Origin of the sequence: Flagellimonas beolgyonensis, assembly GCF_003992615.1 — a bacterium.
Classification (GTDB): domain Bacteria; phylum Bacteroidota; class Bacteroidia; order Flavobacteriales; family Flavobacteriaceae; genus Flagellimonas; species Flagellimonas beolgyonensis.
In genome coordinates this window covers 625,212-641,733 of record NZ_RZMY01000013.1, presented here as the reverse complement: position 1 = coordinate 641,733, position 16,522 = coordinate 625,212, and the positions used below count along the sequence as shown (strand labels likewise).

At 44.2% G+C, this 16,522-nt stretch carries 13 protein-coding genes; 5 read left to right on the top strand and 8 right to left on the bottom strand.

Features of this window, described 5'->3' with window-relative positions; translation table 11 throughout:
* Nucleotides 1-2 precede the first annotated feature (2 nt).
* From EO131_RS09615 to EO131_RS09600, 4 genes are all read right to left on the bottom strand, one after another.
* On the bottom strand, nucleotides 3-1,226 hold the full coding sequence (locus EO131_RS09615) for an ABC transporter permease (RefSeq protein ID WP_127021238.1): 1,224 nt from the start codon (nucleotides 1,224-1,226) through the stop codon (nucleotides 3-5).
* Nucleotides 1,223-1,975: an outer membrane lipoprotein-sorting protein gene (locus EO131_RS09610; RefSeq protein ID WP_127021236.1), complete on the bottom strand. Its 753-nt coding sequence runs from the start codon at nucleotides 1,973-1,975 to the stop codon at nucleotides 1,223-1,225. The genes EO131_RS09615 and EO131_RS09610 overlap by 4 nt, the downstream gene beginning before the upstream one ends.
* A 217-nt stretch (nucleotides 1,976-2,192) precedes the next feature.
* Nucleotides 2,193-5,225, bottom strand: a complete 3,033-nt coding sequence (locus tag EO131_RS09605) for a VPS10 domain-containing protein (protein WP_127021234.1) — start codon at nucleotides 5,223-5,225, stop codon at nucleotides 2,193-2,195.
* A gap of 53 nt (nucleotides 5,226-5,278) precedes the next feature.
* Nucleotides 5,279-6,043 carry an outer membrane lipoprotein-sorting protein gene (locus EO131_RS09600; protein WP_127021232.1) on the bottom strand — a complete coding sequence of 255 codons (765 nt, stop codon included), beginning with the start codon at nucleotides 6,041-6,043 and terminating at the stop codon, nucleotides 5,279-5,281.
* 271 nt (nucleotides 6,044-6,314) lie between these two features.
* Here EO131_RS09600 and EO131_RS09595 point away from each other — a divergent pair, with 271 nt between their 5' ends.
* Nucleotides 6,315-9,326 (top strand): hypothetical protein, encoded by a 3,012-nt coding sequence (locus EO131_RS09595; protein WP_127021230.1) that lies wholly within the window; start codon nucleotides 6,315-6,317, stop codon nucleotides 9,324-9,326.
* Between the two features lie 49 nt (nucleotides 9,327-9,375).
* Here the strand turns inward: EO131_RS09595 and EO131_RS09590 are convergent, their stop codons facing one another.
* Together EO131_RS09590 and EO131_RS09585 are read right to left on the bottom strand one after the other, a co-directional pair.
* The gene (locus EO131_RS09590) at nucleotides 9,376-9,594 is read right to left on the bottom strand and encodes a hypothetical protein (RefSeq protein ID WP_127021228.1); all 219 of its coding nucleotides are present in this window, start codon (nucleotides 9,592-9,594) and stop codon (nucleotides 9,376-9,378) included.
* A gap of 9 nt (nucleotides 9,595-9,603) precedes the next feature.
* A complete protein-coding gene (locus tag EO131_RS09585) occupies nucleotides 9,604-10,098 on the bottom strand; it encodes a DinB family protein (protein ID WP_127021226.1) in 495 nt (164 codons plus the stop codon).
* 259 nt (nucleotides 10,099-10,357) lie between these two features.
* Here EO131_RS09585 and EO131_RS09580 point away from each other — a divergent pair, with 259 nt between their 5' ends.
* Nucleotides 10,358-11,317 carry a helix-turn-helix transcriptional regulator gene (locus EO131_RS09580; protein ID WP_241243824.1) on the top strand — a complete coding sequence of 320 codons (960 nt, stop codon included), beginning with the start codon at nucleotides 10,358-10,360 and terminating at the stop codon, nucleotides 11,315-11,317.
* Between the two features lie 14 nt (nucleotides 11,318-11,331).
* Nucleotides 11,332-11,943 carry an alpha-ketoglutarate-dependent dioxygenase AlkB family protein gene (locus tag EO131_RS09575; RefSeq protein WP_127021222.1) on the top strand — a complete coding sequence of 204 codons (612 nt, stop codon included), beginning with the start codon at nucleotides 11,332-11,334 and terminating at the stop codon, nucleotides 11,941-11,943.
* 9 nt (nucleotides 11,944-11,952) lie between these two features.
* On the opposite strand, the gene EO131_RS09570 is transcribed toward EO131_RS09575, so the two are convergent.
* Nucleotides 11,953-13,497 (bottom strand): vanadium-dependent haloperoxidase, encoded by a 1,545-nt coding sequence (locus EO131_RS09570; RefSeq protein ID WP_127021220.1) that lies wholly within the window; start codon nucleotides 13,495-13,497, stop codon nucleotides 11,953-11,955.
* Nucleotides 13,484-14,494, bottom strand: a complete 1,011-nt coding sequence (locus EO131_RS09565; protein ID WP_206512876.1) for a transporter family protein — start codon at nucleotides 14,492-14,494, stop codon at nucleotides 13,484-13,486. Before EO131_RS09565 ends, EO131_RS09570 begins: the two co-directional genes overlap by 14 nt.
* A gap of 506 nt (nucleotides 14,495-15,000) precedes the next feature.
* Here EO131_RS09565 and EO131_RS09560 point away from each other — a divergent pair.
* Nucleotides 15,001-15,837 (top strand): endonuclease/exonuclease/phosphatase family protein, encoded by an 837-nt coding sequence (locus tag EO131_RS09560; RefSeq protein WP_127021218.1) that lies wholly within the window; start codon nucleotides 15,001-15,003, stop codon nucleotides 15,835-15,837.
* A 228-nt stretch (nucleotides 15,838-16,065) separates the two neighbouring features.
* Complete coding sequence (locus tag EO131_RS09555) at nucleotides 16,066-16,521, top strand: (2Fe-2S)-binding protein (RefSeq protein ID WP_127021216.1); 456 nt, start codon at nucleotides 16,066-16,068, stop codon at nucleotides 16,519-16,521.
* The last annotated feature ends 1 nt before the right edge of the window (nucleotide 16,522 follow it).

Here is a 16,522-nt window from a genome sequence, read left to right as displayed (position 1 = left end):
GATCAACTGTTTATGGCTTCCACGGGCCGAAGCCTGATTACCTTATAACCGGGATATAGGGCCAACAATATGGCCAGCACCAATACAATCAGGGTCTGGTTGATGAAAATACGGGGGTGGCCCGAAAAGTAAATAATGGGCTCAAAACCATATTCTTCATAAACCTCCTGTAACGATCCACTAAATTGAATGGGGTATTCCGTAAACAACCGAACCAATAGAATGCCCCCCAAAATACCCATGAAACACCCTATCAAGGAAATCATTATGGATTCCAATAAAACCACAAAGGCCAACAGCCTTTTTTTCATGCCGATGGCAATGAGAATGCCGAATTCACGGTTTCGTTCAAACGTCATCATGAGCAGGGTGCCGAATAGTCCAAACGAAATAATGATGTACAAAACAATGATAATAATATAATGCCCTGCACTGTCCGCTTCGATAAACTGATCCATTTCGGGCATCATCTGTTTCCAGGTCATCACTTCGTAGGCATCAGTGTCAATAGTGCTTTCAACCGCATTTTTTGATCCTTCCAAATCTGAGGTTTTACTAAGCATAATGGACAGGGACGTCAATCGATTTTCCGCACCGTGCAGGTTTTGGGCCGTTCGTAAGGGCATATAAATCACGTTCCCGTTCAGTTCCGGGGACCCCAATTTCAATATCCCAATAATATTGAATTTTCCTGCTGCGCTACTGGCATGATATCCTTGTCCGATCAAAATGAGGGTGTCATTTACCTTAACATTCAGTTGTTCGGCCAAACCGCTTCCCACCAATACTGCATTATCATTTTCGCTTTGAAAATAGCCACCTTCGATTACCTTTTCATCAAGCTGGTTGACCATTTTTTCGCTAGCAGGGTCGATACCCAAAACGAGCACGCCCTTGGTCTTATCACCAAAAGATGAAAGGGCAAAGGTTTCCAATCGGGGCATCAGTTGTGTAACCTTGGGATTACTGAGCAACCTTTGGTTCAGCTGTTCATTGGCTTCAAAAGAGTTGTCTATGGATTGTTCGTCCCAATAGCCTTTTTTATGGATTTGCAGATAGCCCGATGAGTAACTGACCACATTGTGGATCATGTTTTCATATACCCCATCCGTTACCGAACGAAAAGTGATGGCCAACAACACGGCAAAGAAAACAGACGCGATGGTGATCAGTGTCCGTCGTTTGTTTCGCCAAATATTCAACCATGCCAATTTTAGGAACATCATTTTATTTGTGTCATGTTTCTTGTGGTAAAGAAATTTTCGGGAATCTCCTCATCATAGAGGAGATGGTTGTACTGGATCACAGTCTTGTAACCCTCCTTATCGGTGGGTATCATTTCTATTTGGGTGGTCACTTTTCGGGATCCGAACATTTTTATGTCGCTGGAATTCATGATGTTTACCAGTTCGCCGTCCTCATCGTAAAATTCTGCCTTGAGTTGTAAAAAATCTTGGGTATCGATCCAAACGATCACTTTTTCCCATACAATGGCTGCGGAAGGCTTTGGAACCATCTCGATCTTGTAGCATTCTTTGCCGTTGAGGTTTTCCCTGCCCAAGTGTCTGTGTTCATAGTCTTCCACCGAAGAGGCCTCCTTCACCAGGTCGTCGTTGGTAAAGTCGGTGCCCATCCAGCTTTGGGACATCATTGAGGGAGGTAGTTTTATGGTGCGTTCAATCGCCGGTATCCAGTTCCATACCTCCTTTTTTCGTTTCAGAAAGGCAATGCCTTTTTCCTTGGCTGGGGCTTTCACCAGAATCAGGGTATAATCATCACCTTTCGTCCATGCCTTCATTTCCATTTCCCGCTGCCAATTGGGTCGTACGATGGTAATGGTGATATCTGCCTGGGACGTATTCCCACGCATGTTATTGTCCGCTATGCGAACCACTTCCTTTGCTGCAATTTCTTGGGAAGGTCGTACAGTTACAAAGAGAATGGCACAAATAGAGATAATGAAAATACGTACCATGTTTAGACGATTTTATAGGTTGAATCTACCCCGAACATCGGTCTTGGGCAATGATATTTATCACGGGAGCCATTGATGGATTTTGTAACGATGCATCATTTAAACTACCTATGGAGACAGTTTTGGCTGTTAAAGCATCTGATTAGGTATTTCCAGGGAGGGGGAACAAAAAGAGCCGCATGTTGATGCGGCTCTTAAAATATTATGGAAATACTATTTAGTTGCTTTCCAAGAAATCGTCAAAAGACATCAATTGAACTTCTTGCTTTTTAAGGTATTTGTCCTTGATCTTAGCAAAATCCATTTTCGCGTTATTGAAGCGTTCTGCGATTACCTCCAAGTTGTTGAGCTCTGCACCAGAAGGTTTATCATAACTTGTGGCCACCTTACTGTATAGGTCAGCCATACGCTCGCGTAATTGAGGTTCTGCAGATCCCACATAATTGTCACCCGTGGTGATCACCAAGGTTTCCTTAAGGGCGTTCAATTTGTCGGCCGTTTTTTTATCACCGTTTGAACTTGCGTGTTCCAAAATCGCATCCAATTCATACACCAAGTAGGCAAGTTCCTGGGTCATGTCATACAATCGCATGATGGTCGTTTCCTTCAGTTCGCGATCTTTTTCCGTTAGCGGTGAGTTTTTATCATAAACAAGGTTGAAGGTTTGCTCAAAGGTTTCCTTTCCTTTGGTGATCACCGCTTTATAGGTGCCGGCAGGTACCTGGGGTGCTGTAAAACCACCAAAACTGAAGGTTTTCCCTTTGGCCACCTTGGGTGTTTTTCGGGTGTAGTTCCAATTGACGATATTGATTCCTTTTGACTTGCCCGGACCCAATTCCGCAATTTGGTTCCCATCCATATCTTCAATGACCATGGTCATTTTTCCAAAGGTGTGTCTTTTATTCAGGTAGTATTTTATTTGAACATCTTTGGTCTTGTTGCTTCCTACAAACTGGGTTTCCGCACCAAAATTGCCACTAAAGGAGCTGGTTTCACTTATTTCGGTATCGGGAGTATCGAAAAAATGCAAGGTCTTTGTCAACACCTCGTTGTTAATGCTTCGAAGCGGCGAAATATCATCAATGATAATAACACCCCTACCGTGGGTACCCATTACCAGATCATTGGTCTTTTTATGCAGTTCAATAAAGTGAACGGCCACGGATGGCATGTTGTTCGTAAACTTTTTCCAGTTCTTGCCCCCATCCATGGTGATGTACAATCCGAACTCGGTTCCCAAAAACAACAAATCGGGATTAACATAATCTTCTTGGATGTTTCTGGCGAAGCCAACCACATCATCAGAAATGACGCTAGTCCAAGTTTTACCAAAATCCGTGGTTTTGTAGGCGTATGGGGTCTTGTCGTTCATCGTATGCCCATCAAAAACCGCATAGGCGGTGCCTTTATCAAAAACACTGGGCTCAATATGATAACACCACGTATTTTTGGGCAGGCCGGGAATGTTCCCAACTGTATTGGCCCATGTTTTTCCCCCATCTTGCGTCACCTGAACATTACCATCGTCGGTACCTACCCAAATCACATTTTCATCCAACGTGGATTCGGCAATGGTGAAAATAGTGGTGTGGTTTTCGGCCCCTGAATTGTCCATGGAAAGTCCGCCGGAGTCTTCTTGATTTTGTTTTGCTGGGTCATTGGTGGTCAGATCGGGGGAAATAATTTCCCAAGTATCCCCCATATCCTCAGATTTATGAAGGTATTGACTGCCCATGTAAAAGCGGTCAGGTTGATGGGTGCTGATGGCCATTGGAGCATTCCAGTTCCATCGCAATTTTTGGCCTTCGGAGGCGGGTAGGGGTTGAATGGTTTTCGTCAACTGTCGTTCGGTATCGATTCGCCAAACATTTTCCGCGCCCTGCATTTCGGAATAAATGATGGGTTTTGTAGGATGCTTCAACACACGGAAGCCATCTCCCGCGCCAATGGAATTCCAATCCCGTGCTTCAACACCGCCAGGGGAGGAGGATGGCCCCCACCAAGAACCGTTGTCCTGGAGCCCTCCATACACATTGTAAGGCTCCGCATCATCCACACTTACTTGATAAAATTGGGAAATGGGAAGATTTTCAACGATTTCCATGGTTGTGCCCCCATCCCAAGTGCGATAGACTCCACCATCAGTGCCCACATACATGATATCGGAATCTTTGATGCTAAAAACAATATCGTGGATGTCGGAGTGCATATTGCCCAAATCTTTAAAGGTTTTTCCGCCATCCCTTGAAATGGAACCACTAAGGCCACCTTTAACAACTACATCCTCATTTTTGGGGTCGACCACAATCCTTGAAAAATAAAAGGGTCGGACCGTGATGCCGAAATCGTTGTTCAACTGCTCCCAAGAGGCACCTGCATCATTACTTCGGTACAAACCCTTGCGCTCATCTTTTTCCGCTTCAATAACGGTGTAGAGCACTTTAGGGTTGGACGGTGCCACGGCAATACCCAATCGGCCCAACTTTCCTTCTGGGAAACCATTGTGGATCTTGTTCCAGGTTTTTCCACCATCCGTGGATTTGTAAAGCGCACTTTTTTCACCACCGGACTCAAAGGACCAGCCTGTTCTGCGAAACTCCCACATGGAGGCATAAAGTATATTGGGGTCGCTAGGGTCGATGGCCAGGTCGGCACATCCTGTTTTAGGGTCAATATAGAGCAGTCGCTCCCAAGTCGTGCCACCATCGGTGGATTTATAGACCCCTCGTTCCTCACTATCGCCCCAAAGAGCACCCAATACCCCAACGTAAATTTCCTGTGAGTTGTTTGGGTTGACGATGATATTGGCTATTCGTTCAGATTTGTCGAACCCAATTTTGGTCCAGTTGGCTCCACCATCGGTCGTTTTGTAGAGTCCGTCGCCAACCGAAACACTGTTTCTGGTCCAGGTTTCACCGGTGCCTACATAAATGGTCTTATCTGGATCGTTGGGGTCCAATTCCACTGCACCAATCGATTGGCAGTAGTCGTCAAAAATAGGATTGAAGGTGGCACCGCCATCGTTCGATTTCCATACACCGCCACCAGCGGTTCCCGCATAAATGATGCGGCTGTTGGATGGGTGCACTTCCATGTCGTTAATTCGCCCACTCATTAAAGCAGGCCCAATATGTCTTGCGGTCAAATCCCCAAAAAGGGCTTTGCCGTCAATAGCTTCCAAAGATTGGGCGTGTCCCAATGTAACAAAGCCGACCGAAAGAACGGCCAACATAAAATGGAGTTTTTTCATGATTAGTCAGTTTAAAAAAAGACCCTAAAAAATTAGGGTCTCAATATTAAAATTTATTCTTTCTCGGTTTCTTCTTTGGGGAAGGCAAATTCAGCGTCGTCGATTGTAGGGTTCAGCTCGATGCTTACAATGGTAATGGGTTGTGCTTGGCCGTCTTTAACACCCTGTGTCATCGAAAAAGGAAAGTATATACCATCGACCTCTTGGTAATCGCTCATGGTAACCTCGCTTATTTGGCCTTTGGCAGGGCCTGATTTGATCTCGGACTGCACGGCAATGGGCACAAAATTGTCCACATCGAAGAAGTAATACGAAATGTCGTCTTGTGGGTTGCCATCAATGGTCAAGGGCTCCTTTACCAGTTTGATTTTAAACGTTTCAGTTCCATCAATGGTTTCTTTTCCAAGAAGTTCCACGGTGTATCCCTTTTCTTTGTAGCCAATAAACGCATCCGGAAAGTCGTTGGTGTTCAATTTGAAATTGGCCGTTTGTTCAGCATCTGATTTTTCGGCCTTCATAGTCATAAAATTGTGGCTCCAAAGCGTTTCACCGTCATAAACCCCTTGTTTAATTTCTTTGCCTTGAAAGGTAATCTTTGTCATTTGTCGACCATCTTTCAAATTATAGATTTCCAAAGGAATTTCCATGCCGCCTTGGTTGACTTTGGCGGTCATTTTCATCCCTTTTAAATTCTTCCAGGCATCTAGTCCGCCGGTATTTTCAAAATAATTTTCGAGTATTTCGTCCGCGGTTTGCGCCTGTATGGGCAAAGCGAGAGCAAAAGCAATTAGGGCAATGGTGATTTTTAGTGTTTTCATTTGTGAGTTTTAATGTTGAATAATCATAAGTACAAAAGGTAGGTAAATTGTTACAATATTGGAGGAGGATTTTTTAAAAACTGTATAGCTGTAATTTCCAACCTTGCCATGATTCATTATCCCAAAAAGGGCCAATTGTATGATTGGCATCCAAAGCAAAGGGTTGCCGTGCTATTTATTTGTGAAAAAGTAGGCAATTCTAAACAGGAACGTTTCAGATTGGATAGGTATTTAGTAGATTTGGGAAATAACCAAACTACACGACTGACTCATGGGAATTCAACTTCGTTCTTTTCAATTTCTGCTCACATTTTTAATGACCTGTAGCCTATTAGCGCAGGATTTCGATGCTTTTCAATATAGGACCATTGGGCCGGCCAGAGGCGGACGGGTGACCACGGTAACGGGAACACCTATGGAACCTGGTACATTTTATTTGGGTGCTTCAGGAGGAGGGGTATGGAAAACCACGGATTACGGGACCACTTGGAACAATGTATCAGACGGTTTCTTTTCCACACCCTCCATCGGCGCCATAGAGGTGGCCCTAAACGACCCCAATATTGTTTATGTGGGAACGGGATCCGATGGTATTCGAAGCAATATCATTGCCGGTAAAGGGATGTACAAATCCATCGATGCCGGAAAAACTTGGGAACACATTGGCCTCGATAATGTGGGACAAATCGGAGCTGTGGAAATTGACCCCACCAATAACAACATCGTATGGGTGGCCGCCATTGGTAATGCCTTTAAGTCCAACCTGGAACGGGGCATTTTTAAAACCACGGATGGCGGTAAGACTTGGGAAAAGGTTTTGTTCGTTTCCGATGAGGTGGGTTTTGCCGATCTGGAATTGTTGCCCGGCAATCCGAATGTGGTGTATGCAGCCGCTTGGAAAGCCCGTCGTACCCCGTGGACCATTGATTCTGGCGGTAAAAACAGCGAAGGCGGCATCTATAAGTCGGTTAATGGCGGAAAAACTTGGGAGAAGTTGGAAGAGGGATTGCCCAAAGGCTTGATCGGGAAAATCGATTTGGCGGTTTCCGCTGTGGATTCCCGTATTTTATATGCCGTAATCGAAGCCCCTGAAAAAGAAAGGGGTTTGTACAAGTCCGTGGATCAGGGCAAATCCTTTACCCACGTTTCCGATGATGAACGTTTGGTGAACAGGCCCTTTTACTACACCAATATCGAGTTGGATCCTACCAATCCCGATATCGTATACTCCAATGCCAATCCCTTGATCAAATCCACGGATGGTGGAAAAACCTGGAAACGGATGAGTGTACCCCATGGGGACAACCACGATATTTGGCTCAACCCGAACAATCCGAACCTGTTGATCCAGTGTAATGATGGAGGGGCCAATGTGTCCCACAATGGAGGTGAAACCTGGTCGACCCAGTTCAACCAGCCTACCGCCGAGATCTATCAAGTTGCGGTGGACGATCAATACCCGTATTGGGTGTACGGTGCCCAACAGGACAATACTACGATTGCCATACCCAGTACCTCACCTTTGGCATCCACTACACCAGGGAACACCATTATGATGAACGTTGGCGGATGTGAAACCGGACCGGTCATTCCCATGCCGGGCAATCACTATATGGTGTACAACAACTGTAAGGGCCGTTTCAGTGTGTACAGTAAGATTACGGGAATCGATCGGGAATATTCCATTGGGGCTTCTAATATTTACGGCCACAATCCAAAGGATCTAAAATACCGTTTTCAAAGGGTGGCGCCGATCCATGTGTCACCTTACGATCCCAAAGTAGTGTATATGGGATCCCAGTTTTTGCACAAAACCAATGACGGCGGTAAACATTGGGAGATCATTTCCCCCGATCTTACAGCCAATGAGCCCGATAAACAGTTAATTTCCGGAAATCCCATTACTAGGGATATCACCGGTGAAGAATATTATAGCACGTTATACTCTATCAGGGAGTCCAAAATAACCAAAGGGCTAATTTGGACAGGTTCCAATGATGGTATCATCTCAGTGACCAGGGATGGCGGGGCCACTTGGAAGAATGTTACCCCCAAAAAGTTGCCAAAAGGCGGACGTGTGGAATCCATTGAGCCTTCACAATTTAATCCGGCCAAGGCCTATATCGCGGTGGACCGTCATTTGTTGGGCGATACCAAACCCTACTTGTACAAAACCGAAAATTATGGGGAAAGCTGGGAGTTGATCAGTACCGATAGTAACGGCATACCTTCGGATTATACCACCCGCGTTTTGCGTGAAGACCTAGGCAAGGCAGGATTGCTTTATGCCGGAACTGAATTCGGTATGTTTGTTTCTTGGGATGATGGCAAGACTTGGAAAAGTTTCCAACAGAACCTTCCGGTAGTGCCCATAACCGATATCATCTTGTTTCGTGGTGATTTGATTTTGAGCACCATGGGACGTGGTTTCTGGATTTTGGACAATGTTTCCGCTATGCAAGATCCCAAAATAGGAAACTTGGGTGATGAAGTGGTTTTGTTCAAGCCCGACAATACCATTCGATATGATAGTCCCAGAGGTGGTGATTATCCCGATTACCCATCAACCAATGTCACTGTCGATTACTATTTGCCCAGCGATATGAAGAGTGGGGTCAAGCTCGATATCTTGGACGTTCAAGGACAAGTGGTTGCTTCCATCGTGGCGGATTCCACCCAATTGGAGTCCACCACCGAGAAAGTGGAAGACATGGCATTAAGCGCCACGTTTGTATATATGGACAAAAAGTTGGAAACCAAAAAAGGCATCAATCGCTTTGCGTGGGATCTACGCCAAAAAGGACCTTGGGATAAAAACAAGAGCCGTCGCTATAAAAATGGACCCATGGTGCCTCCTGGAAAATACACAGCAAGGTTGACCGTGGGCGAAACTTCCATCGAACATCCTTTTGAAGTGCTTATCGATCCCCGTTTGGAGCAGGATGGTGTTTCCCTAGAAGACATTTTGGAACAACAAGACCTTCAGTTTAAGGTTATCGATTTGTTGTCCGAAGCTCGCATGTTCCAAGATGAGGTTGAGCAGAAAATCAAGGAGTTGGAAAAATCCAAAGTGGGAGATGCCAAGCTGGACCACTTCAAAGAAATCCTGAAGCAACTCAAAAATGAGGAAGGAGCCTATCCCCAACAAATGATGGTGCCGCAGATTTCCTACCTATATTATATTTTGAGCAGTGGGGATAAACAGCCCGGTCAGGAAGAGAAAGATAGATATCAAGAATTGTTGGAACAATTCAACGCACTTAAACAAAAAACAGACCTGTAAACATAAAGCCCCGAAACCGGGGCTTTATTGTTCTTTTATACGAACTGATTCAATGGAGTTCAATACAACTGTGGCCATGGTTTTCCAATAGTTCGGAAATGGAGTGTGCTTGCAAATTTTGTGTTTCCACCCTAAGAATATTATCACAATCCTCGAGGTCGAAGTTCCAACAACCCGAACCGTTCACCAATTGGTTCAACTTGGGCTGTAGTTGTCGAACATCGCGTGGTGCTTCGACCGAAGTTTTAAATACAAGAACAGTTTTCATGGCTTGGCGTTAATCCCGGTCGTAAAATAGAGGTGGTTCAATACCTAAGGAACGCAAATACACATAAGCTTGTCCACGATGGTGCATTTCATTGTCCACAAAATAGAAAATGGAAGATTGGATCGAACCTTCATACTGCCCAAATAGTTTAATGTGCTCCTGAAAGCGATCGGGTCCAAGTTGGGACCAAAGTGCATCGATTTCTACGGTGGCCTTGTCCCATAACTCCAACACTTTGGTTTTGCTGTTGCCAAAATCGATATGTTCATCCAAGGTGGCTGTTTTACCACTTACCATTTCCCGTAAACCAGGTACGGCAATCGCCAACAATTCAGATACCATTGCCGCGAAAGGGCGCATGCCCCCAATACTATAATTGAACAGATCGTTTTCGGGGAAAGCCTCGATCACTTTCCGGGTCAACCTACGGTGGCCCTGCCAATGTTCCAACAATTGTGCAGGTGTAATTACTTGGGTTGTTTTGTTTGCTGTGATGTTTTCCATGACTAATTTATTTTTAAAGGTTAAACATTGTGGATTCAAAAGTAGAATGACCTAGTGACAGCCCTTTGTCAACAGTAAATTTTGCTTTTGAAAAAAATGGTGCTGACAAGCCGTTGTCACCCTTTGGTGGTATTCTTGTACCACGAATGTTTTGATGACCTATGGTAAGGTCAGGATTGAAAAACCACATAAAATGAAATGGAAATGGTCTCCCGAGCTTGGTTTGAAGTCCTATCTTTGGGAGATAGCACATGCAATTATGGGAATGGATACCGTTAAACGTTTTGACCGGATCGTGGCTATATTGATCCAATTGCAATCCAAACGTATTGTGAAGGCACAGGATCTGGCCGACCGATTTGAGGTAAGCTTGCGAACAATCTATCGGGATATCCGAACCTTGGAATCCTCAGGGGTTCCCATTGTTAGTGAAGCTGGGGTAGGATATTCCATCATGGAAGGGTACCGTTTGCCCCCGGTGATGTTCACTAGGGAAGAGGCAGGCAGTTTTGTTGCCGCTGAAAAGTTGATGCAGCAATTTACCGATAGGTCACTCGGTGCCTATTACGAATCGGCCATGTACAAGCTCAAATCCGTGCTCCGAGGGAAGGAAAAGGACTGGGTGGAGGCTTTGGAAACCCAGGTGTCCATAGTTCCCGGACAAGAGTTGTTCAATGCCACGATACCCGATGCGCTGGAGATCTTGTTTGAAAGCATTGCCGAACGTAAACAAGTTTATCTCAAGTACGAATCGCTGCGGGAAGAAACACCCTCCAATCGCAAAATTGAACCTGTGGGGCTTTTCCACGAGAATGGATTTTGGTACATTTTGGGGTATTGCCACCTTCGAATGGATTACCGACATTTCCGAACCGATCGCATCCATAAAATTCAACGCACACAGGAAAATTTTACCTTGGAGCATGGCACTTTGGACGATCATCAGAGTAAAAAGGAAAACGTACAGCGGACCAAGGTGAAGATATTGGTGGACAAAAAGGTGGCCAAGTTTATCAAAGGAAGCAAAAAGCATTATGGCTTTGTTTCGGAAAGGGTAGTGGATGGTGAAGTGGAAATGAGCTTTATGGTCACCGATATTGATAATGGGTTTGCCCGTTGGTACCTCATGTTTGGCGATTATGCCAAAATAGTGGAACCCCAAGCGTTAAAGGAACGAATAGCCTTCCTGCTTCAAAGGAATCATGAACGTTTGTTATAAGATGTTTGCCAATAATGGATTTATTCACCAACTCAGACCCTAAAAGCTTGAATTTGTTGCCCAAAGATGGGATTGTACACTATTTCGGGCCTATTATGGACCGAAAAACTGCCGACGAATATTTTCAAAAATTATTGGTTACCATTCCGTGGGAAAAAGATGTGCTGGTAATGTTTGGAAAACGTTTGGAAACCAAACGAAAGGTAGCCTGGTACGGTGATTTACCGTTCGATTATACCTATTCCAATACCACTAAAACGGCTTTGCCATGGACCCAGGATCTTTTTAGCTTAAAATCGATGGTGGAAGCAGCTGCCGGTGAAACCTTCAATTCCTGCTTGCTTAACCTGTACCATTCTGGCGAAGAGGGCATGTCTTGGCATAGTGATGATGAAAAGGAGCTCAAAAAAGATGGGACCATTGCATCCGTAAGTCTGGGCGCAACCCGAAAATTTGTCTTCAAGCATAAAAATATCAAAGAAAAGGTGGAAGTGTTGCTCGAACATGGCAGTTTGTTGTTAATGAAAGGAACCACACAGACCCATTGGCTGCATCGGTTGCCCCCGACAAAATTGATAAAGGCCCCAAGGGTAAATCTTACCTTCAGGGCCATTGTTCAACCGTAATTATGGTTTTTATTGGTCAGCGCCGTCAGCCTTGGCAATATTCAATACATATTGTGCTACTTCCCTTCCTTGTTCAGTGCCCACAGTGGCATCAAAACTCCAATGAATCCCACCATACACTCTGGAAATGGCTGCCTCCTCGGCCCAAGCACGGACTTTTGAAGCCTCATCTGGGAATACATAGGCGAGAATTTCAGAGGCCGCTGCAGAAAAAACACTGTGCCCAGAGGTGTAACTTGGAAAATTAGGAGTTCCGGCAATGGTTTCGAAACCTTCAATAAGTTGTATGGGTCTTGGATAATGATAATAGTATTTGGCATCCCAACAACTGATTCCGGAGTCCATAATGGCCATATTCATATAAGCCAATGTTCGTGTGGTTTGTAAGGGGTTTAAATTGTGTTTCACCATCATTTCATTGGCAATTCGATTCCAATGGCCAGGTGGGGTGTATGTACCTAAACCATCTTGCCAAAAATTGGCAATTCTTCTCTTCTCTTCCGTCATGTTCTGGGCATGGTCTATTAGGAGGGCCACATCATCCAAAAATTCTTGGGAATCCAATTGTGGGGGCGGTATGGGGCGTACGCTTTCCACATCGTCTATACTCCACATGGTCACTTGACTGAACAAGGGGGTTAAACCAACCGGACGTTCAGGGATTTCGAGATTGTCCCAGGCCCAACCGAAACGGTCATATGCTGCTTGTTTAATGGAGTCCGAAACTGCTTTTGGGGTTTGGGCATTTTTCATCCCATCGTTGGCAGCCCTATTTAAAGCGGTGGTTGAGACAGCATCACCGATTTCAACTCCAGCATCAATGTCACTTTGAACATTTCCACCTGAAAGAAGCAAGCTCTGTAGATGTTCCGCCTCCAAACTTTCAAGATACTCGGCTTCCAAAGGAAACATTGCAGTAAGAATGTTTTTGGATGCTCTTGCAACAACTGCCCCATCTGAAGGATATGACGGTAAATTGTTGGCTTCGTAGGCATAATCTATACTTGTGTCCACTTGATATGGTGCTTCTCTATTGTATTGAAATTTGTAGTTCCATGCGGTAATGAGCCCATCAAATTGGGCAACAGACATGTAGGCCAATGCCCTACAGGCATAGGGAGGGTGGGCGAAAGGGAAGGCTGGTGGACCTTCTGGATTTGATGGATTGGGCAAAGTATAGGTGCCATCCTCGTTTGGACCTGGAATTAGGTTGTATTTGGCTATCAATTCCAACGCTATTTCATTCCATCGAATTGCTGGGTTGTTGGTCCAATAGGTCACGGCCCTTTTTTGGTCCGAGGTTATATTGGACATCAAGGTTTTTACCTCTTGAATTTCATTAAGATACGCTTGTGAATCACTGTTGGAGGGGGCATCTATAGCAATTGAGGACCCAGATTCTTGTAGTATTGGAATCCAGTTTCCACCATTTTCATTGAGTTCGGAATAGGCATAACTTTTATAAGGTAAGTAGCGTGGTGTATCTTTTTCACAAGAGGCCAAAAATATTGTTAGCAGGGCCAATAAGTATATGTAAGTTTTATTGTGTGACATTTTCTTCTGTTTGTTTTTTAATTACATTGAATTGATAGGTGATACCAAAACCGGTATTGCTCAATTTTGGGGTATTTCTTCCATTTACAACCCTGTTGTGATAGGCAACTACCCCCAATCCTTTGATGGATTTGAAAAAATACTGTGCAGATAAGCCGACTCGGTCAAATTTTTCCTTATTGGTAGGTTGGGCGGCATTGTAGGCCCTAATATCATCACCGCTGGTCGAATTAAGGCCAACATAGCTTAACTCCAATTTTAGGGAGTATCCAAGAAACCATTTTCCGAAAACACCTTCATAGGTCCATGCATTGGGGACATCCATCCAGGCTGTGTAATAACTGCCGTTGTCGTAGTAGTAATCCCGTTCTGCCTCGGTATAACCCCGCCATAAATGGGCCACCGACCCACGGAAGTACAAACCGTTCTGCCATTCGTATTGACCGATTCCCCTTATGGAAAATTCCGGTGCTCCCGCACCTATGCTGTATGGTCGATAATCTGAAAGGTAATTGGTAAAAGGTGTTGAGAACCCCGTTGTCGCAAGTGCGGAAAAAGTGCCTTTGCCCAGTTCTTTCTTAATAGCACGATATTTTATTGCAAAACCAATGTCCTGAAACCCTCTTGCGCCGGCAAACCTTCCACCATTGGGTTCTGAAGATTCTGTTCGAACATACGGCAAGCTGATATAAAAATTCAGGTTGTCCAGAATCCCAATTGCTGCCATCGGGAGCACGGTATTTCTGTCTACAGTGGCAATTGTTTGATTTTCCCTCAAATAGGAGCCTTCCCAATACCTATCAAAGGAGCCCATGTCATAAGAAAATAGGACACAAATATTTTTTGAAGGCATCATTAAGGCATCCGAGGGAGTTTGGGCACTTAAAGAGATTGGCAATAGCAGGCCGATCAATAACCCTATTATCCATTTAGTGCGATAATGGAACTTGTTGAAAGTAAAGGGGTTGTGATTTTGGATATAATTGGTCTGAATCATAAATGAAATAAGGTTGAGTGGTTTTTTAAATATTTGATTTTCATTATCTTAAAAAAGTTGTAAATGTTTAAAATGATTGTTGGCGGCTAAAGTAACCGGCTACCCCATTGCAAGGGATTAAGGGCGGAACAATAAAAGTTATGGAAAGGGTAAAGGGATTGTGAAATGGTTAATAATGATTAAGCAAAGCTAATTTTCATGTTCATTGACATGATTTTTATTTCAGTAGAGCATTGTTTTACCCTCAATTATATGATAGGTGTTAGGTTTACAACTTCTGTGAATTTGGATTTGATGTTGATTTATTTCGTGAACAGAACAAATGATTTTTGGAAAAGGCCAATTCCTGCGTAGAAAATAAACATATGGTAACCTTGATGTATCAAAAATTGGATAGCTTGCAGATAGTATAAAAAGTAACCGAGAAAGCGTTTAAGACCACCATCCAAGGAAGTAGTGAACCAGACATACGAAGGTTTTTAAAAATCAAGAGACATACCCATCCAATGAAAAAGAGCTTGTTTATTCTGTTGGTAGTCGGAATCCTGTTTCAAGTTCAGGGACAGGACATCGATGTCATTTCCTATAATATTCGATATGACAATCCAAAGGACTACCCAAACAATTGGGACAACCGAAAGGAATTTTTAATGGCCCAACTCCAATTTTATGCGCCGGATGTTTTTGGTATTCAGGAGGGACTCTTGCACCAATTAAAGGATATGGATCAGGGTATGCCCGAATACACCTATTTTGGAGTAGGCAGGGACGATGGAGTAGAAAAGGGCGAATTTTCAGCTATTTTTTACAAGACCGAAGCATTACAATTATTGGATCAGTCCACATTTTGGCTTTCCACGACACCAAATGTTCCATCCAAAGGATGGGACGCAGCTTTGCCCAGAATTTGCACCTACGGTCTTTTTCAACGAAAAGCCGATGGGGCCAAGTTTTTGGTGTTCAATACCCATTTTGATCATGTGGGGGAAAAAGCAAGGGAGGAAAGTGCCAAATTGATCCTTGAAAAAATAAAGGAATTGAACCCTGAAAACTTACCCGTGATCTTGACAGGTGACTTCAATTTGGAGAGTGATAGTCCGGGTGTCCAGGTCATTCTACAATACATGGATGATACGTTCGTAGGTGCCGAAAGTGAAGCCTTCGGTCCATCCGGGACCTTTAATGGGTTTGAGTTCAACAAACCGGTGGAGCGACGAATCGATTACATTTTTGTTTCCCCTGATAAGGTTCAAATTCGTAAAAGCGCGATCCTGAGCGACTCCAAGGATTGTCGGTATCCATCGGATCATTTGCCTGTGTTTGCCCGATTGCATTTGAAGTGACCATATCGCAGCGCTTAACAGATAGAATCCCAATGTCTAAATTTTGATTTTTGGTTTTCTGTTTGCCTTCAAAAGTGCAGCAGGTGATATGTTTCACTGTGGTAATTATTTATACTGATTTTAATTAAAGGAAAGAACCTTAAAAATCCTGTTAATTTTTAACGAATCCTTTAGTTAAAAAAAGGCCAATTGAAAGGAAATCCATAACTTCAAGGGAATTTTTATATCATGGCAAACTTTACACTCAACATCAACGGAAAAAAACAGGAAGTGGATGTGGATCCATCCACACCCGTCCTTTGGGTCCTTCGCGACCATTTGAACTTGGTAGGAACCAAATACGGATGCGGAATTGCACAATGTGGCGCATGTACCATTCATGTGGACGGCAACGCTACCCGATCCTGTATGCTCACGGTATCCTCAGTAGGAAACCAAGAAATCACAACCATTGAGGGATTGTCCGAAAACGGTGACCACCCTGTCCAAAAAGCGTGGTTGGAAGTGGACGTGCCCCAATGTGGGTATTGTCAGGCCGGGCAGATCATGTCGGCCGCTGCACTTTTGGAGAAAAACCCCAATCCCACAGACGAGGAGATCGAGATGGCGATGAACGGCAACATTTGCCGCTGCGGTACGTATCTGCGTATCAGAAAAGCTGTAAAAATGGCTGCTAACTCATAAT